We start from the raw sequence: 18,569 nt of genomic DNA on the forward strand, positions 1-18,569 counted from the left end.
CCCGTAGCCTGGTCGTGAGCAGCGTGTTCTCAATCTGAGCCTAACGAAGACGACGTGCATGGCTGCACCACGCGCCGCCGGGAATGCCCTGTCGCGGCCAGGTCCGCTCCTACGAGGGCGGTGCGTCCAGGTTGCCGTAGGAGCAGCGGACCCGGTCGCGACGAAGCCGTCCCCGTAGCCTGGTCGTGAGCAGCGTGTTCTCAATCTGAGCCTAACGAAGACGACGTGCATGGCTGCACCACGCGCCGCCGGGAATGCCTTGTCGCGGCCAGGTCCGCTCCTACGACGGCGTCGCTGCACTTTGCTGACGACGTGCGAGCGCCTGGCCCAGTTGCACCGCCGTTTCAGCAGCAAGCCCAGCATCGAGCTGGGCGACGCCCGGCGGCAGCAGCACGATCACGGTCGAGCCGTAGTTGAAGCGTGCCATCTCCGCAAATTTCTCCAGGGTGATCTCCTTGCCGCGGTAATCCTTGCGCGTGATGCGATCGCCGTAACGCGGAATCTCCACGCCGCTCCATACCGTTTCCACGCCGGAGACCAGCAGCGCGCCCACCATCACCGAGGCCATCGGGCCGAACTCGGTGTCGAAGTGACACACCAGTCGCTCGTTGCGCGCGAACAGGCGCGGCACGCTGCGCACCGCATCCGGGCCCACGCTGAACAGCCGGCCGGGGACGTGCACGGTTTCGCGCAAGGTACCGGTCCACGGCATGTGCACGCGGTGGTAGTCCTTCGGCGACAGGTACACAGTGGCGAACAGGCCGCTGTTGAACGGCGCGGCGGCTGCCTCATCGCCCAGCAGTTCGGCGGCGGTGAACGACTGCCCCTTGGCCTGGAAAATGCGGCCGTTCTCGATCGGGCCAAGCTGGCTGATGCGACCATCGGCCGGCATCAGCAAAGCGGCCGGGTCGGGATCGGGCACGCGTGCGCCGGGCTTGAGCGCGCGGGTAAAAAAGGCGTTGAAGGTGGGGTAGGCGCGCGGGTCCGGCTCCTGCGCCTCGCTCAGGTCCACGCCGAACCTGCGCGTCACCGTATCGATCAGCCATTGCTTGGTGGACGGTGTCTGCGAGTACGCCAGCGCGCGTGCCATCGACGACAGCAGCCGATGCGGCAGTACATAGGTCAGGGAGGTGACGAAACTCACGGAGCGGTTACCTTGGTCAGCTGTTGGAAGTCGGCGGCAATCGCCTTGGGATCGAGCGGCGGGCGGATCAGGCCGGCCAGGCGGCCTTGCGGGTCCAGCACGGCGATGCCGGCCGAATGATCCATGCTGTAGTCGTTGGGATTCTGTGCAAAGCCCTTGCCCGGCACCTTCTGGAACACCAAGCCCAGTGCAGTGGCAAAGCGCTCCAGCGCCGGTACGTCCGCAGTGGCGGCCAGGGTGTCCTTGTGGAAGGCATGCGCGTATTCGCCCAGCCGCGCTGGCGGGTCGCGCTGCGGGTCCACCGACACGAACAGCACCCGCGGGCGCAATCCATCCGCAATGCCTTGCCACTGCTGTTGCGCCACTGCCAGATCGGTCAGCGTGGTCGGGCAGACGTCCGGGCAGGAGGTGAAGCCCAGGAACACCAAGGTCCAGTGGCCCTTGAGTTCGCCGGGCACCAGTTGGGTGCCGTCGGACTGGCGCAGGCTGAACTGCGGCAGCGGGCGCGGCTGCGGATAGAAGGTAATGGTCTGGGTGGGCGGCCACGGCGAGCTGGGCGCGCGGCTGAAGAACTTCTGGCCCAGCAACAGCCCCAGGCCGGCGGCCAGCGCCACCAGCAGCACGATGCCCGTATTGCGATTGAACATGGCGGTTTCCAGTGCAACGGACGCTCATGATACCGATCCGACCTCTATAATCGGGGGCCGATTCCTCTTTAGTTGTTGCCATGACTGCCGCCGCGGCCGACGAACTGCACACCATCATCGACCTGATCCGCTACGGCACCAGCCGTTTCAACCAAGCCGGTCTGACCTTCGGCCATAGCTACGACAACGCGCTGGACGAAGCCACCCAGCTGGTGCTGCACAGCCTGCACCTGCCGCACGACCTGGGCCCGGCTTATGGCCAGGCGCGGCTGCTGCGGGCGGAAAAGGAGCGGGTGCTGGGCCTGTTCGAACGTCGCATCACCGAGCGCGTGCCGGCGGCCTATCTCACCGGCGAGGCCTGGTTCGCCGGCCTGAGTTTCAAGAGCGATGCACGCGCACTGGTGCCGCGCTCGCCGATCGCCGAGCTGATCGAAGCCGGCTTCGAGCCATGGCTGGGCGGGCGCGACGTCACCCGCGCGCTGGACCTGTGCACCGGCTCGGGTTGCATCGCCATTGCCATGGGCCACTACAACCCGCAGTGGGAGGTGGATGGCGTGGATATCAGCGACGATGCATTGGCGCTGGCCGCCGAGAACAAGGCGCGCCTGCATGCCGACAATGTCACCTTGCACAAGTCGGACCTGTTCACCGGCCTGGCCGGCCGCCAGTACGACCTGATCGTCACCAATCCGCCCTACGTCACCAACGACGAAACCGACGCGCTGCCGCAGGAGTATTCCTACGAGCCCGAGCTCGGCCTGCGTGCCGGCGACGATGGTCTGGACCTGGTACTGAAGATCCTGCGCGATGCGCCGCAGCACCTGAGCGAAGACGGTCTGCTGATCTGCGAAGTCGGCGAATCCGAGCAACATCTCATCAAGCTGCTGCCGGAAGTGGACCTGGCCTGGGTCGAGTTCAAGGTCGGGCAGATGGGCATCTTCGCGGTGGAATGCCGCGAGCTGGTCGCACACCGCGCGCGCATCGGCGCGCTGGCCGCGCAGCGATGAGCCTGCGCGCATGAGTGCCAATTCGTTCGGCAAGCTGTTCACCGTCACCACCTTCGGCGAGTCGCATGGGCCGGCGATCGGTTGCGTGGTCGATGGCTGCCCTCCGGGCCTGGAGCTGGCGCCGGAAGAATTCACCCACGATCTGCAGCGGCGTGCATCCGGCAAGAGCCGGCATACCTCTGCCCGCCGCGAGGCCGACGCCATCGAGATCCTCTCCGGCGTCTACGAGGGCCGCACTACCGGCACGCCGATCGGGCTGCTGATCCGCAATACCGACCAGCGCAGCAAGGACTACAGCAACATCGCCCAGCAGTTCCGCCCCGGCCATGCGGACTACAGCTACTGGCAGAAATACGGCATCCGCGATCCGCGCGGTGGCGGGCGCTCGTCCGCGCGCGAAACCACCATGCGCGTGGCCGCAGGCGTCATCGCCAAGAAGTGGCTCAAGCAGCGTTATGGCGTGCTGGTGCGCGGTTTCCTGTCGCAGCTGGGCGAGATCCGCCCGACCGGGTTCGACTGGGAGGCGGTGGAAGACAACCCGTTCTTCTGGCCGCATGCCGCGCAGGTGCCGGAGCTGGAGACCTACATGGATGCGCTGCGCAAATCCGGCGATTCGGTCGGCGCGCGCGTGGACGTGGTGGCCGGCGGCGTGCCGCCGGGCTGGGGTGAGCCGATCTACGGCAAGCTCGACGCCGAACTCGCTGCGGCCTTGATGAGCATCAATGCGGTCAAGGGCGTGGAGATCGGCGACGGTTTTGCCAGCGCCGCGCAGAAGGGTACCGAACACCGCGACCTCATCACGCCCGAAGGTTTTCTCAGCAACCATGCTGGCGGCATTCTCGGCGGCATCTCCACCGGCCAGGCGGTCACCGCTTCGATGGTGCTCAAGCCGACCTCCAGCCTGCGTCTGCCCGGCGCCACGGTGGATGCTGACGGTGCGGTGGTGGAGGTCATCACCACCGGTCGGCACGACCCCTGCGTGGGCATCCGCGCCACCCCGATCGCCGAAGCGATGATGGCGCTGGTGCTGATGGACCAGGCACTGCGCCATCGCGCGCAATGCGGCGATGTCGGTGAAATGGCGCCGCAGATTCCCGGTCAGGTCGATGTCTGACGCGCGTCGCGCCAAGGTGTGGGTCAGCCAGCCGTTGTTCGACGATGTGGTCGCGCAACTGGGCGAGCACTTCGAGCTGACCACCACCGCGCGCGTCACCGCCTGGTCGCCGGCCGAACTGGCCGCGCAGCTGGCACCGCTGGACGGTGCGCTGATGACGCTCAACGAGCGCGTCGGCGCGGCAGAAATCGCTGCGGCGCCGCAGCTGCGTGCCATCGCCAACGTGGGCGTGGGCTACAACAATCTCGACATCCATGCCTTGAGCGCGGCCGGCATCCTGGCCAGCAACACGCCGGACGTGCTCACCGAAACCACCGCCGATTTCGGCTTCGCGTTGCTGATGGCCACCGCGCGCCGCATCACCGAGTCCGAGCGCTGGTTGCGCGACAGGCAGTGGGGGCAGTGGTCATTCAAGACCATGCTCGGCGCCGATATCCACGGCAGCACGCTCGGCATCCTGGGCATGGGCCGGATCGGGCAGGGCATCGCGCGGCGCGGCGCGCACGGCTTTGGCATGCGCGTGCTCTATCACAACCGCAGCCAATTGCCGGCCGCCACCGAGCAGGTGCTGGGCGCGCAGTACGTCGATTTCGAGACGTTGCTGGCGCAGTCCGATCACCTGGTGCTGGTATTGCCGTACACCCAGGACTCGCACCACATCATCGATGCCGCGGCACTGAGCAAGATGCGCGCCACCGCCACGCTGGTGAACATGGCGCGCGGCGGGATCGTCGATGAGCTGGCGCTGGCTGATGCGCTGGCCAACGGTCGCCTGGCCGGTGCCGGCCTGGATGTTTACGAAGGCGAGCCGCGTGTGCGCCCGGAACTGCTGGCGTTGCGCAACGTGGTGCTCACCCCGCATATCGGCAGCGCCAGCCTGGCCACCCGCCGCGCCATGGTGCAGCTGGCGGTGGACAACCTGATCGCCGCCCTGGGCAAGGGCCCGCAGGCCGGGCATCCGCCGAGCGCGCTCAATGCCGATGCGATTGCCGCTGCCAACCACGGCGGCGTGATCGTGGGCGCGCGCAACACCGTGTCGACCAAACGATAGGGAACCTCCGCGGCCAGCGTTGGAGGTTCCCCGAACCCAGGCCGCAGTGCTCCCACTCTTTCCCCCTTTCGAAAAAGACATCCTCATGAGCAACGAAAACCGTCGTTTCAACGTCGCGGTCGTGGGCGCCACCGGCGCTGTCGGCGAGACCATGCTGAGCATCCTGGCCGAGCGCCAGTTCCCGGTCGCCACCCTGTACGCGCTGGCGTCCTCGCGCTCGGCGGGCGGGCAGGTCGAGTTCAACGGCGGCAAGGTCGATGTGCTGGACCTGGCCGAGTTTGACCCCACCGGCGTGGACATCGCGCTGTTCTCCGCTGGCGGCAGCGTGTCCAAGGAATACGGCCCCAAGTTCGCCGCTGCCGGTGCGGTGGTGATCGATAACTCCTCCGCCTTCCGTTACGACGACGACGTGCCGCTGGTGGTCTCCGAAGTCAATCCCGAAGCGCTCAAGCAGCGCCCGCGCGGCATCGTCGCCAACCCCAATTGCTCGACCATGCAGATGCTGGTGGCGCTGGGCCCGATTCACCGCCAATACGGAATCGAGCGCATCAATGTGGCCACCTACCAGTCGGTCTCCGGCGGCGGGCGTTCGGCGATGGAAGAGCTGGGCAAGCAGACCAGCGAGCTGCTGAGCTTCCAGGACATCGACCCGCAGCGTTTCCCGGTGCAGATCGCCTTCAACCTGATCCCGCACATCGACGACTTCCAGGACAACGGCTACACCAAGGAAGAGATGAAGCTGGTCTGGGAAACCCGCAAGATCCTCGGCGACGACAGCATCCAGGTGAACCCCACCGCGGTGCGCGTGCCGGTGTTCTACGGCCACTCCGAAGCGGTGGCCATCGAGACCCGCGACAAGATCACCGTCGAGCAGGCGCGTGCCCTGCTGGCTGCAGCGCCGGGCGTGGAAGTGGTGGACGAGCGCGTCCCCGGCGGCTACCCGACCCCGGTCACGCATGCCTCCGGCAAGGACGCGGTGTTCGTCGGCCGCATCCGCGAAGACTTCTCGCACCCGCGCGGCCTGAACCTGTGGATCGTCTCCGACAACATCCGCAAGGGCGCCGCGCTCAACGCGGTGCAGCTGGCCGAACTGGTCGCGCAGGAAGGCTGAGCCAGCGACTCACCCGTAGGAGCGCGCCCGAGCGCGAGGGGCGTTAACGGTAACGCCTCATCGCGCCCAGGTGCGCTCCTACGCTGAGGTGGTCGCGTCGCAAGGCTGATCCAGCCGGTTCACCCGTAGGAGCGCGCCCGAGCGCGAGGGGCGTTACCGGTAATGCCTCATCGCGCCCAGGTGCGCTCCTACGCTGAGGTGGTCGCGGGGCAAGGCTGATCCAGCCGGCTCACCCGTAGGAGCGCGCCCGAGCGCGAGGGCCGTTATCGATAATGCCTCATCGCGCCCAGGTGCGCTCCTACGCTGAGGTGGTCGTGCCGCAAGGCTGAACCAGCCGGCTCACCCGTAGGAGCGCGCCCGAGCGCGAGGGGCGTTACCGGTAATGCCTCATCGCGCCCAGGTGCGCTCCTACGCTGAGGTGGTCGTGCCGCAAGGCTGATCCAGCCGGTTCACCCGTAGGAGCGCGCCCGAGCGCGAGGGGCGTTACCGGTAATGCCTCATCGCGCCCAGGTGCGCTCCTACGCTGGCGCGCATTGTCCGGGTTGGTCCTGTGCGCAGCATGCGTTTGGCGTGGGTGTCGCCTTGCCGCATGGCGACGGCGGCGACTTTTTCGCTCATTCAGCGGCTATATTGGTGCCCATGAGACAGAGGGGCAGCGGCGCGATGCGTCCGATACAAGGGATAGGTGCGTTGCTGCTGATGGCATGCAGCGGCGCCGCCATGGCATTGGGATTGGGCGATATCCGGGTGTTGTCCAAGCCCGGGCAGCCGCTGGTGGCCGAGATTCCGGTCATTTCCAACGAGCCGGGCGAACTGGACAGTGCGCGTGTGGCGTTGGCCTCGGCCACCACCTTCGCACGGGTTGGCCTGGAGCGGCCGCAAGGGCTGGTCAGCAACCTGCAGTTCCAGTTCGCACAGGATGCGCGCGGGCGTGCGGTGATCCGCGTGACCAGCAGCCAGCCGGTGGAGCAGCCGGCGATCAATTTCCTGATCGAGGTGGAATGGAATCAGGGCCGGCTGGTGCGCGAGTACGCCGCCTTGATCGACGCACCCAACACCGCTGCCGCCATTGCCGAGCCCGGTATCGAGGCGCCGCGTGCCGGCACCGCCAATACGATTACGCGCGAAGCCGCCGCCGCGCCTGCAGGCGCGCGTGAACGGCAGGGCGCCGGCACGGCCGCGCCGTCCACGGCTCCGCGCGCCAGTGCGGTCACGGCCACGCAAACCGGCGACGCGCTGCCGGCGGTACGCGCCGGGCAAACGTTGTCCGAGATCGCAGCGACGGTCGCGCGCTCCAGCGGACACTCGCTGGACCAGACCATGCTGGCCCTGCTGCGCACCAATCCGGATGCCTTCATCAACGGCAACATCAACCGCCTCAAGCAGGGCGCGGTCCTGCGCACGCCGCAGGAAGATGCGCTGGCGCAGGTCGGTGCCGCCGAAGCGGCGGTGATGGTGCGCGAGCAGGCCGCGCAGTGGCGGCAGGCGCGTTCGGCCATTCCGCAGCCGGCCGAAGCCGGTGCCGCAGCGACGCCGCCCCGGGCAACAGCGGCGGCCGGCGGCAATCATGGCGCGCGCCTCGAAATCGCCCCGGCAGTGGCGAGTCAAACCAACCACGCCGGCGCGACGTCCGGCACCAGTGCCAAAGGCGAGGGCGAGATGGCGGCCAACCAACAGTTGCAACAGGCCAAGGAAGACATCGCCACTCGCGATGCCGAATTGCAGGACCTGCGCACGCGCGTGGCCGATCTGGAAAAGCTCAAGCAGCAGCAGCAAGCCTTGATCGCGATGAAGGACACCGACCTGGCTGCCGCGCAGAAGCGTCTGGCTGCCGCGCCGCAGAGCGCCCCGCAAGGTGGCGGTGTTCCGCTGTGGTTGATCGGCGGTCTGGTGCTGATCGTGGTGGCGGTGGTCGCGTGGCTGGCCGCACGGCGTCGTAAACCCTCGCCGCTGCCGCCGTTGCCACGGCGCCAGTTTGACTTCATGCCCCCGGGTACTCCGCTCGCCGAAGATGCCGCGCAGAACGCCGCGCCCGCCACCGGAGCCGATGAACGCGACGGGCTGCATGCGTCCGCGTTCGAGCAGGCCGATCTGCGCGAAGACGCGCGTGCCCACCCGGCGCAGCCGCTGTCGGGCGTGCTGCGCCGCGAGCCGCTGTTGGCCGAACCGGTCGTCGCGCCTGTGGTGGTCAACAGTGACGAGTGGCGCGCGCTGCGTGCCGCCCCACCGGCGCCGCCAGCCGAGTCCGAGCCGGCAGCCCTGCCATCCGAGCCGCAGCCCGACGCGGCGCATCCGGCGTTCGCCGAGCCTGCGCCGCCAAGCGCGGATGAGAGCCGCGTAGATCCAGACCAAGCTGTGCAACATCAAGCGCCGCAACACCCGCTGGACGTCGAGCCGGCGCCGGTCGCCCCGGTTGCCGCGCCGAATCCACTTGCCGACCGGCAATTTGCCTTGGCCGGACGCGACCGCCTGGAACTGGCGGTGGCCTACATGGACCTGGGCGACAAGGACACCGCGCGTGGTCTGCTGCTGGAGGTCACCGCCACCGGTGACGAGGCCACCCGCGCCGAAGCAGCGCAGCTGCTGGAGCGCCTGACATGAGTCCGGCCATGGACAGCATGGCCGTGCGCGAGCGTCGCATCGATTACGTGGAGTTCGGCTCCACCGATCCGGAGGCCAGCCGTGCCTTTTTCGAGACCGTCTTCGGCTGGCAGTTCCAGGCCTACGGCCCGGATTACCTGGCCTTCAATGACGGCTGCATGGACGGAGGCTTCTACCGCACGGCGGTCCCGGCACCGGCCGAGGGCGGCCCGCTGGTGGTGCTGTACGCAGACGACCTGGCGCCGATGCTCGAGCGCGTGCGCGCCGCTGGCGGCGAGATCGTCAAGCCGGTGTTCGGTTTCCCTGGTGGCAGCCGGTTTCATTTCCGCGAGCCGGGCGGCTCCACGTTGGCGGTGTGGTCGGAGCGTTCCGCCGGGTAGGGCGGGCCGCCGAGGTGACGCGCCGGTCGTGAGTCCGGGTCTGCGCACCGCCGAGGCGCTGGCAGCGCGCCGGTGCCCGTCATGTGGGGCGTCGCGCCAGTGCTACGAACTCACCCCGGTCAGCTCGCGTTTGCCGCACGTCCGGCAGGTTGGCTGATTCAACAGACAGGCAGGTACCGATGCGTTACGCCCTGGGCGTGGAATATGACGGCAGCCAGTTCCAGGGCTGGCAGCAGCTGGGCGAGCATGGCGGGCCGAGCGTGCAGGCCAGCCTGCAGGCCGCGTTGTCGTCGGTGGCCGCCGCGCCGATCCAGGTGGTCTGTGCCGGGCGCACCGATGCCGGCGTCCACGGGCAATGCCAAGTGGTGCATTTCGACAGCGATGCGCGGCGCGAGCCGCGTGGCTGGATGCTGGGCACCACCGCGCGGCTTCCCGCATCGATCGCAGTGCGCTGGTGCGTGCCGGCCGCCGACGATTTTCACGCGCGCTTTTCCGCGCGCGCGCGGCGCTACCGCTACCGCCTGCTGAATCGCCAGATCCGTCCGGCCCTGCATCGGCAGACCCTGAGTTGGGAGCGTCGCCCGCTCGACGCCGAGGCCATGCAGACGGCCGCACAGGCGCTGCTGGGCGAGAACGACTTCAGCGCATTTCGCAGCGTGCAGTGCCAGGCGCTGCACGCGCGTCGCAACCTGCAGGCCATCGCGGTGCAGCGCGATGGCGAGGTGGTGGAGGTGCAGGTGCAGGCCAATGCATTCCTTCATCACATGGTGCGCAATATCGTTGGCTCGTTGATCCTGGTCGGGTCCGGCGAGCGGCCGGTCGACTGGATCGCAACGTTGCTCGCCGGACGCGACCGCACGGTGGCGGGGCCGACGGCACCGCCTCAAGGTCTGGTGTTTACCGGGCCTCTGTATCCTGCAGAGTGGCATCTGCCTGCCGAGGTCACCCAATGAATCGATCGCTGTACCGCACCCGCATCAAGTTCTGCGGCATGACCCGCGCCGGGGATATCCGACTGGCCGGGGAGCTGGGTGTGGACGCGGTAGGTTTCATCTTCGCCCACGGCAGCCCGCGCCGCGTGGCGCCGGCCGAGGCACGCGCGATGCGCCAGGCCACCGCGCCGATGGTCGATGTGGTGGCCTTGTTCCGCAACAATTCCAAGGAAGAAGTGCGCGAGGTGGTGCGCACCGTGCGGCCAACCTTGCTGCAATTCCACGGCGAGGAAGACGATGCGTTCTGCCGCAGCTTCAACCTGCCCTATCTCAAGGCCGTGCCGATGGGCGGCGGCGTGAACGGCGAAGATGCCAACGCACGCACCCTGCAGCTGGCGTTTCCCAACACCGCCGGCTTCCTGTTCGACAGCCATGCGCCGGGTGCTGGCGGCGGCACCGGCAAGACCTTCGACTGGTCGCGCCTGCCTACCGGCCTGCACCGTCCGTTCCTGCTTGCCGGCGGCATCACTGCCGACAACGTGTTCGACGCCATCGTCGCCACCTTGCCGTGGGGTGTGGATGTGTCCAGTGGCGTCGAGCTGGCGCCCGGCATCAAGGACGGCCACAAGATGCGCAAGTTTGTCGAGGAAGTGCGCCGGGCCGACTGCCACGAGATGGGGTGAATTGGGAATCGGGAATCGGGAAAGCGGCCGGCGCCGCTGGTCGATATCTTTGGTGGGTACTCAGGTGCTCAGCGAAGCGTGCTGATCCTCGGCGAGTGCTGTGCGTAGCCAGTTGGCCAATCGCTCGATGCGCGGGTCCGGGTTGCGTCTGGCGGCGCATAGCACCCAGCGCCCGTCGGTCGGGGTGAATCCCCATGGCGCCAGCAGGCGTCCGGCCGCCAGGTCTGCAGCCACCAGCGGTTGCGGTGCGATCGCCACACCCAGTCCGGCGGCGGCGGCCTCCAGCAGATAGAGCAGGTGTTCGAATTCGGTGCCCAGGCGCAAGACCTCGGGCGCCATGTCGTGTGCCTGCGCCCATTCCGGCCATGCCTGCGGGCGCGAGCGGGTATGCAGCACCGCGTGATCGCGCAAAGCCGTGGGGGCGTGGTCATCCAGGCGCAGGGTCGCTGCCAGCTGGGGGCTCAGCACCGGGCCGATCCATTCCACGCCGAGCGGGTGTACCTGCCACTCGCTCGGCCACGGTGGCGACTCCAGTAGCAAGGCCGCATCCAGGCCGTCCAGGTCGGGGCCGGGCGGTTGCTCGTTGGCCGACAGGTGCAGGCGCAGATCGGGCAGGTCGTGTTGCAGCCGGCCCAGGCGGGGAATGACCCAGCGCGCCAGCAGGCTGCCCGAGCATCCCAGCACCAGCGGTGCCTCGCTCGCGGGGTGGCGCAGGGCCACCCAGGCATCGCCAATCAGGGTAAATCCTTCACCGGCGGCGTCGCGCAACCGGGTTCCGGCGGCGGTGAGGACCAGGCCGCGGCCCTGGCGGGCGAACAAGGCCGTGCCCAGCGACTGTTCCAACGCACGCACATGGCGGCTGATGGCGCCATGGGTCACGTGCAACTCCTGCGCGGCCCGGCTGACGCTCTGCAAGCGGGCGGCGGCCTCGAAGGCGCGCAAGGCGGCCAGCGGCGGGAGCGATACGGTCATGTGTGAGTCCAGGTCACAGGTTGCAGCCATCTTATCGATGTATCGCGCGGCTGGCCTGCGGTAGAGTTGCGGCTTCGCGCATGACCGCACCGCTGCAGAGGATTCCCATGTCGGCCCAGCCCATCAGTGACTTTTACGCCTATCCGGATGCTGCCGGCCACTTCGGCAAGTTCGGCGGCCGCTTCGTCGCCGAAACCCTGATCGGCCCGCTGCAGGAACTGTCTGCCGCCTACGACCAGGCGCGTCAGGATCCAGGCTTCATCGCCGAATACGATAAGGATCTCAAGCACTACGTGGGCCGTCCCAGCCCGATCTACCACGCCGAGCGGCTCAGCCGCGAGGTGGGCGGGGCGCAGATCCTGCTCAAGCGCGAAGACCTGAACCACACCGGCGCGCACAAGATCAACAACACCATCGGCCAGGCGCTGCTGGCCAGCCGCATGGGCAAGACCCGCATCATCGCCGAGACCGGCGCCGGGCAGCACGGCGTGGCCAGTGCCACGGTGGCGGCGCGGCTGGGCCTGGAGTGCGTGGTCTATATGGGCGCCACCGACATCGAGCGGCAGAAGATCAACGTCTACCGCATGAAGCTGCTGGGCGCGACGGTGATCCCGGTGACCTCCGGCTCGGCCACGCTCAAGGATGCGCTCAACGAGGCAATGCGCGATTGGGTGACCAACGTACGCGACACCTTCTACATCATCGGCACCGTGGCCGGCCCGGACCCGTATCCGCGCATGGTGCGCGACTTCAACGCAATTGTCGGGCGCGAAGCACGCGAGCAGATGCTGCAGGACTACGGCCGGCTGCCGGATGCGATCAGTGCCTGCGTGGGCGGCGGCAGCAATGCCATCGGCCTGTTCCATGCCTTCCTCAACGACCCCGGCGTGAAGATCTACGGTGCCGAGGCGGCGGGTGACGGCATCGCGACCGGCCGGCATGCCGCATCCATCGCCGCAGGCCGCCCCGGCGTGCTGCATGGCAACCGCACCTACGTGATCTGCGACGACGACGGCCAGATCACCGAAACCCATTCGATCTCCGCCGGCCTGGATTACCCGGGCGTGGGCCCCGAACACGCGTTCCTGTCCGATAGCGGCCGCGCGGTGTATCAAGGCATCACCGACGACGAGGCGATGGCGGCGTTCCATCTGCTGGCGCATACCGAAGGCATTCTCGCCGCGCTCGAATCCAGCCACGCGGTGGCGCAGTCGATCAAACTGGCGCGCGAACTGCCCAAGGATGCGCTGGTGCTGTGCAATCTGTCCGGGCGTGGCGACAAGGACGTGCACACCATCGCCGCGCGCGAGGGGATCGCGCTGTAGCGTCTTGCCTGGGTTCGCGCACGCATGCTTGAGCATGAGGTGAGCGATGCTTGAAGTGATTGTGCAGTTCGTGACCGAGCGGCCGTTGCAGGCGGTGATCGAGATGCGTTAGTTCTTCGCCACCTGAGCGCAGGTGGCAGCTGGCTTTCCTTACCTTGTGCGAGTGATCCAATGCGTCGTATCGACTCCCGTTTCTCCGAGTTGCGTTCCACCGGCCGCAAGGCGTTGATCCCCTTCATCACCGCCGGCGACCCGTCGCTGGAGGCCACCGTGCCGGTGATGCACGCGTTGGTGCGCGCCGGTGCCGACGTCATCGAGCTGGGCGTGCCGTTTTCCGACCCCATGGCCGACGGCCCCACCATCCAGCGCAGCTCCGAACGCGCGTTGGGCCGTGGCGCCGGCCTGGCCTACGTGCTGGAGGCGGTACACGAGTTTCGCCGCGAGGATGCCGACACCCCGGTGGTGCTGATGGGCTACCTCAATCCGGTCGAAATCCACGGCACCCGGCGCTTCGCCGAGGCGGCCGTGGCGGCAGGTGTGGATGGCCTGCTGCTGGTCGATCTGCCGCCGGAAGAAGCTGAGGAAACCCGCGAAATCTTCAGCGAAGTCGGGCTGGCACTGATCGCGCTGGCCTCGCCCACCACCAGCGAGCAGCGCCTGGACATGCTGTGCAGCACCGCGCAGGGCTACCTGTACTACGTCAGCTTTGCCGGCGTCACCGGCGCCTCCAACCTGCTCGACACCCAGGCCGCCAGCGACCGCCTGCGCCAGCTGCGTCAGCGCGCCGGCGCGCCGGTGGTGGCCGGCTTCGGTATCAAGGATGCTCCCAGCGCGGCCGCGATGGCCGTGGATGCTGACGGCGTAGTGGTCGGCAGCGCCCTGGTCGCGGCCCTGGCCGAAGCCGGCGACGTCCGCAGCGCCCGCGAGCGCGCGGAGGCGTTCCTGGCTCCGCTGCGGGTTGCACTGGATCGCTGAGTCTGTGGTCAGTACGCCATGCTGCAAGTTGTACACTGCGCAGCATTGCAGACCTTGACTCCGAAGTTCGATTCAAGCTTGCAACTGCCGCCGCCACTGCAATTGCATCTCACTGCAGCCGACGGGGTTTGTACGGATTGGCTCGCCAGCAAGCTGATTGCCATGTTGGACGCTGCCGAGCCATTCATTGGAAGTTGATAGCCATCGGGGACTTCCATTGGCGCGACGTAGCCATACAGACGGATCCAGATTGCATCGCGCCCGGTGGCGTCGACAGCAATGCCCAGAGCGTTCTTGAATGCAAGCAAATCCTTCTGGACATCGGGGATCGACAGCAGGCGTGCGTCGATTCTAGGCAGGCGCGCGACTTCGTCGGCGCTGGCGAAAGTTGCGCCGATCTGGTCCTGTTGTACCGGATATATCGCCATACTGCCGCTGCGATTGCACTGTGTGCAGTCCGAACTCATCGCGCAGAATGTTTGCCCGTTGGGAAGCAGGGTGGGACTGCATCCAGAGCCTCCAGGGCAGGCGCAGGTCAGTATCGCGGTAGGGCTGATCGTCCAGGTCCCTTTTTCCTGGGTGAACATGAACCAGCCAGCAGGCACGCTGATGGTCATCGAGCCATCCGGATTGATGTGCGATGTCGTCTGTCCTGGCAGTGGTGGGCCGGTCTCGGCCCCACACAGCTTGGCGTTTGCCTGGCCGGTGCCGATAGCCAAGAGCAGAACCAAACCCAGAACAACGGCTGTAATGCCGGCTGCGGTTTTCATGAGCGTTCCTTGATTCATGACGGTTTGTAGGGTTGCGGAGCGACGCATCATGCTTGACGGGTCGCGGCTGTTTTTCGTACGGGATTGGTGACGGGCGTTCAGGGGGCGTTTTGGTCCGTATCTCACTACCTCATTGATTGGATGGTTGTCAAGAGGCGTTGGGTGCCTGGGATCCTTTCTCGCTGCCATTTCGACACAGGTGCCCGCGAAAGCGTGTGGCGTCGGGCTGGTTTACACTCCTCGCCTTGACGCCCCGTAGGGGTGCTTTTTTTTTACGGAATCGAATGAGCTGGCTCAGCAAATTGATGCCCTCCGGCATCCGCACCGAGAACACCCCGGCCAAGAAGCGCAGCGTTCCCGAGGGTCTGTGGGAAAAGTGCAGCAACTGCGGCAGCGCGCTGTACGGCCCGGAGCTTGAGGAGAACCTGGAGGTGTGTCCGAAGTGTGACCACCACATGGCCATTCGCGCCCGCGCGCGGCTGAACTCGCTGTTTGACCCGGAGACCGCGACCACCGAAATCGCCGCCCAGCTGGGCCCGGTCGACGTGCTCAAGTTCAAGGACCAGAAGCGTTACGGCGAACGCATCAAGGCCAGCCAGAAGGCCAGTGGCGAATATGACGCGCTGATCGCCATGCGCGGCACGCTCAAGGGCAATCCGCTGGTTGCCGCCGCCTTCGACTTCGCCTTCATGGGCGGTTCGATGGGGTCGGTGGTCGGCGAGCGCTTTGCGCGTTCGGCCGAAGTAGCGCTGGAAGTGGGCTGCCCGTTCGTGTGCTTTTCCGCCAGTGGCGGGGCGCGCATGCAGGAAGGCCTGTTCTCGCTGATGCAGATGGCCAAGACCTCGGCGGCACTCGGACGCCTGCGTGAAGCCGGGCTGCCGTACATTTCAGTGCTGACCCATCCCACCACCGGCGGCGTGTCCGCGTCGTTCGCCATGCTGGGCGATATCAACATTGCCGAGCCGCATGCGTTGATCGGCTTCGCCGGCCCGCGGGTGATCGAGCAGACCGTGCGCGAGACCCTGCCGGAAGGCTTCCAGCGTTCGGAGTTCCTGCTCGACCACGGCGCCATCGACCAGATCTGCGACCGTCGCCAGATGCGCGACCGCATCGCCGAGCTGACCGCCATGATGATGCGCCAGGCGCGCCCGCAGGACGCGGCCGCGTAAGCTCAGGCGCGACGCGGTCGCGCCCCATTGCCGCACGCGCATTGGCGCGTGCATCCACATTCAGCAGGAACAGCGCGTCGCATGAGTAGTCGCAAATATTTCGGTACCGACGGCATCCGCGGTCGGGTCGGGCAGGGCGTGATCTCGGCCGACTTCGTGCTGCGCCTGGGCAATGCGCTGGGCCGTGTGCTCATGCAGGGCCGCAGCAAGCGCCCACTGGTGCTGATCGGCAAGGACACCCGCATCTCCGGCTACATGTTCGAAGCCGCACTGGAAGCCGGCCTGGTCGCGGCCGGCGCCGACGTGCAGATGATCGGGCCGATGCCGACGCCGGCCATCGCGTTCCTGACCACCACCTTGCGCGCCGATGCCGGCGTGGTCATCAGCGCCTCGCACAACCCGCACTACGACAACGGCATCAAGTTCTTCTCCGCCGAAGGCGAAAAGCTCGACGACGCCACCGAGGCGGCGATCGAAGCGGCCCTGGACGAGCCGTTCCACACGGTGGAGTCCGAGCGCCTGGGCAAGGCAATCCGCACCCGCGACGCGATCGGCCGCTATATCGAGTTCTGCAAGGCCAGCGTGGCGCGTGGCTTCACCCTGCATGGCCTGAAGATGGTGCTGGACTGCGCGCATGGTGCCACCTATCACATCGCGCCGATGCTGTTTCGCGAGCTGGGTGCGGAGGTGGTGGTGATCGGTGCCGCACCGGACGGGCTCAATATCAACGATGGCGTTGGTTCGACGCATATCGACAATCTCGCCGCCAAGGTGCGCGAGAGCGGGGCACATCTGGGCATCGCCTTCGACGGCGACGGCGACCGTGTGCTGATGGCCGACGACCAGGGCAACCCGGTCGATGGCGATGACCTGCTCTACGTGCTGGCACGTTCATGGCAGGCCTGCGGGCGGCTCACCGGCACCGTGGTCGGCACCTTGATGACCAATTACGGGCTGGAGCCGGCACTGGCTGCGTTGGATATTCCGTTCCAGCGCGCCAAGGTGGGCGACCGCTACGTGCACCAGGCATTGGTAGAAGGCGGCGGCACCCTGGGTGGTGAAACCTCCGGCCATCTGTTGTGCCTGGACCGCGCCAGCACCGGCGATGGCATCGTCAGTGCGCTGCAGGTGCTCGAAGCCCTGCGCCGCGATGGGCACAGCCTGCGCGAGGCCCTGGGTGGTCTGTCCAAGGTGCCGCAGAAGACCGTCAATGTGCGTCTGCAGGGCGGCGCCGCCAAGGCCATCGTGGAAGCGCCCGGCGTGCAGCAGGCCCTGCAGCACGCCCAGGCAGCCGTGCACGGGCGCGGCCGCGCCTTTCTGCGTCCCTCCGGCACCGAGCCGGTGGTGCGCGTCACCGTCGAAGCCGACGATGCCGGTCTGATGCAGGACACGCTCGACCGTCTTTCCGGAGCGGTGCGTGACGCGGCGTGAGTCGCTGATCGTTGGCGTGTGCGTGGTCTGTGCCAAGGCCGCCACGTTCTATCTGTTGTACCGCCTGCTGTCTTGAACGGCAGGCGTCATCCTCTTGAATTCGATTGCAGACATCCGTATGAGCGCCCGTATCCCGACCCTGGACATCACCCGTTTCGATAACGACCGCGAGGCATTCGTTGCCGAGCTCGGAGCGGCCTTTCGGCAATGGGGCTTTGCCGGCATCCGCAACCACGGCATCGCGCAGGCCGATATCGATGCGGCCTACTCGGTGTTCAAGGCGTTCTTCGCGTTGCCCGAGCAGGTCAAGCGCCGCTACCACGTCCCCGGCAGCGGCGGCGCGCGTGGCTATACCCCCTTCGGGGTGGAAACCGCCAAGGACTCCAAGCACTTCGACCTCAAGGAGTTCTGGCATATCGGCCGCGAGATTCCCGACAATTCGCCGTATCGCGAAGTGATGCCGCCGAATCTGTGGCCGGACGAAGTGCCCGGCTTCCGCGAGCGTGGCTACCGGCTGTACCAGCAGCTGGATCAACTCGGCTCGCGTGTGCTGTCGGCGCTGGCGCTGCATATCGGTCTGCCGCAGGATTATTTCGTCGACAAGACCAACAACGGCAACTCCATCCTGCGCCCGATCCATTACCCACCGATCACCAGCGACGATATCCCCAACGTGCGCGCCGGCGCGCACGGCGACATCAACTTCATCACCCTGCTGGTCGGTGCCAGTGCCGCCGGGCTGGAGGTGCGCTCCAACGATGGCGAGTGGGTGCCGTTCACCGCCGACGCCGACACCATCGTGGTCAACATCGGCGACATGCTGCAGCGGCTCACCAACCACGTGTATCCGTCCACCATCCACCGCGTGGTCAATCCCCCGGGCGACGCCGCGCGCCAGCCGCGCTACTCGGTGCCGTTCTTCCTGCACCCGAATCCGGATTTCCTGATCGACGTGCTGCCCTCGTGCACCAGCGCCGACAATCCCAGCCGCTATCCCGAGCCGATCACCGCGCATGGTTTCCTCGAAGAACGCCTGCGCGACATCAAGCTGAAGTGACTGCGCGCCTGCGTGGCCTGGCTGCCGTGTGCGCGGCATGACGCAGGTCGGCGCGACCGGCTGGGACGCCCGCCGTGCCGACATGACGGCGGCCACACTTCCAGCTGCGCGCACTTGCTTGCGTCTGGTTAAAGCTTGCGTTCACTCGCGCCGATAACCCAGTCTGATCGCTAGTGTGACGTCGGACTCGCCTGGCGCCC

The 18,569-nt window shown here is 67.1% G+C and carries 17 protein-coding genes; 13 read left to right on the forward strand and 4 right to left on the reverse strand.

What is annotated here, in order from left to right:
- Positions 1-280: 280 nt before the first annotated feature.
- Positions 281-1,144 carry an archaetidylserine decarboxylase gene (gene asd, locus XcuCFBP2542_RS10965; protein ID WP_104603609.1) on the reverse strand — a complete coding sequence of 288 codons (864 nt, stop codon included), beginning with the start codon at positions 1,142-1,144 and terminating at the stop codon, positions 281-283.
- Positions 1,141-1,791, reverse strand: coding sequence for an SCO family protein (locus tag XcuCFBP2542_RS10970; RefSeq protein WP_104603610.1), 651 nt, complete (start codon positions 1,789-1,791; stop codon positions 1,141-1,143). The genes asd and XcuCFBP2542_RS10970 overlap by 4 nt, the downstream gene beginning before the upstream one ends.
- Before the next feature lie 80 nt (positions 1,792-1,871).
- Between XcuCFBP2542_RS10970 and prmB the strand changes: the two genes are divergently transcribed.
- The 8 genes from prmB (at position 1,872) to XcuCFBP2542_RS11010 (ending at position 10,670) form a co-directional block, all read left to right on the forward strand.
- A complete protein-coding gene (prmB, locus tag XcuCFBP2542_RS10975; RefSeq protein ID WP_104603611.1) occupies positions 1,872-2,798 on the forward strand; it encodes a 50S ribosomal protein L3 N(5)-glutamine methyltransferase in 927 nt (308 codons plus the stop codon).
- 10 nt (positions 2,799-2,808) lie between these two features.
- Positions 2,809-3,912, forward strand: coding sequence for a chorismate synthase (gene aroC, locus XcuCFBP2542_RS10980; protein WP_104603612.1), 1,104 nt, complete (start codon positions 2,809-2,811; stop codon positions 3,910-3,912).
- Entirely contained in the window at positions 3,905-4,963 is a 1,059-nt protein-coding gene (locus XcuCFBP2542_RS10985; RefSeq protein ID WP_104603613.1) for a 2-hydroxyacid dehydrogenase, read from the forward strand. Before aroC ends, XcuCFBP2542_RS10985 begins: the two co-directional genes overlap by 8 nt.
- A gap of 85 nt (positions 4,964-5,048) precedes the next feature.
- A complete protein-coding gene (locus tag XcuCFBP2542_RS10990) occupies positions 5,049-6,074 on the forward strand; it encodes an aspartate-semialdehyde dehydrogenase (RefSeq protein ID WP_104603614.1) in 1,026 nt (341 codons plus the stop codon).
- A 663-nt stretch (positions 6,075-6,737) separates the two neighbouring features.
- Entirely contained in the window at positions 6,738-8,675 is a 1,938-nt protein-coding gene (locus tag XcuCFBP2542_RS10995; protein ID WP_104603615.1) for a motility hub landmark protein FimV, read from the forward strand.
- Entirely contained in the window at positions 8,672-9,055 is a 384-nt protein-coding gene (locus XcuCFBP2542_RS11000) for a VOC family protein (protein ID WP_104603616.1), read from the forward strand. Before XcuCFBP2542_RS10995 ends, XcuCFBP2542_RS11000 begins: the two co-directional genes overlap by 4 nt.
- A gap of 179 nt (positions 9,056-9,234) precedes the next feature.
- Positions 9,235-10,008: a tRNA pseudouridine(38-40) synthase TruA gene (truA, locus tag XcuCFBP2542_RS11005; RefSeq protein ID WP_104603617.1), complete on the forward strand. Its 774-nt coding sequence runs from the start codon at positions 9,235-9,237 to the stop codon at positions 10,006-10,008.
- On the forward strand, positions 10,005-10,670 hold the full coding sequence (locus XcuCFBP2542_RS11010) for a phosphoribosylanthranilate isomerase (RefSeq protein WP_104603618.1): 666 nt from the start codon (positions 10,005-10,007) through the stop codon (positions 10,668-10,670). The genes truA and XcuCFBP2542_RS11010 overlap by 4 nt, the downstream gene beginning before the upstream one ends.
- 60 nt (positions 10,671-10,730) lie before the next feature.
- Here XcuCFBP2542_RS11010 and XcuCFBP2542_RS11015 read toward each other — a convergent pair whose 3' ends face one another.
- A complete protein-coding gene (locus XcuCFBP2542_RS11015; protein WP_104603619.1) occupies positions 10,731-11,642 on the reverse strand; it encodes a LysR family transcriptional regulator in 912 nt (303 codons plus the stop codon).
- Positions 11,643-11,749: 107 nt separating this feature from the next.
- Here XcuCFBP2542_RS11015 and trpB point away from each other — a divergent pair, with 107 nt between their 5' ends.
- The gene (trpB, locus tag XcuCFBP2542_RS11020; protein ID WP_104603620.1) at positions 11,750-12,967 is read left to right on the forward strand and encodes a tryptophan synthase subunit beta; all 1,218 of its coding nucleotides are present in this window, start codon (positions 11,750-11,752) and stop codon (positions 12,965-12,967) included.
- A 171-nt stretch (positions 12,968-13,138) separates the two neighbouring features.
- Complete coding sequence (gene trpA, locus XcuCFBP2542_RS11025; RefSeq protein WP_104603621.1) at positions 13,139-13,942, forward strand: tryptophan synthase subunit alpha; 804 nt, start codon at positions 13,139-13,141, stop codon at positions 13,940-13,942.
- Positions 13,943-13,950: 8 nt separating this feature from the next.
- Here the strand turns inward: trpA and XcuCFBP2542_RS11030 are convergent, their stop codons facing one another.
- Positions 13,951-14,712: a hypothetical protein gene (locus tag XcuCFBP2542_RS11030; RefSeq protein ID WP_146090326.1), complete on the reverse strand. Its 762-nt coding sequence runs from the start codon at positions 14,710-14,712 to the stop codon at positions 13,951-13,953.
- Between the two features lie 284 nt (positions 14,713-14,996).
- Here XcuCFBP2542_RS11030 and accD point away from each other — a divergent pair, with 284 nt between their 5' ends.
- From accD to XcuCFBP2542_RS11045, 3 genes are all read left to right on the forward strand, one after another.
- A complete protein-coding gene (accD, locus tag XcuCFBP2542_RS11035) occupies positions 14,997-15,881 on the forward strand; it encodes an acetyl-CoA carboxylase, carboxyltransferase subunit beta (protein ID WP_104603623.1) in 885 nt (294 codons plus the stop codon).
- A gap of 81 nt (positions 15,882-15,962) precedes the next feature.
- Entirely contained in the window at positions 15,963-17,312 is a 1,350-nt protein-coding gene (gene glmM / locus XcuCFBP2542_RS11040) for a phosphoglucosamine mutase (protein WP_104603624.1), read from the forward strand.
- Positions 17,313-17,430: 118 nt separating this feature from the next.
- On the forward strand, positions 17,431-18,369 hold the full coding sequence (locus XcuCFBP2542_RS11045) for an isopenicillin N synthase family dioxygenase (RefSeq protein WP_104603625.1): 939 nt from the start codon (positions 17,431-17,433) through the stop codon (positions 18,367-18,369).
- The last annotated feature ends 200 nt before the right edge of the window (positions 18,370-18,569 follow it).

It is taken from the genome of Xanthomonas cucurbitae, assembly GCF_002939885.1.
Classification (GTDB): Bacteria; Pseudomonadota; Gammaproteobacteria; order Xanthomonadales; family Xanthomonadaceae; genus Xanthomonas; species Xanthomonas cucurbitae.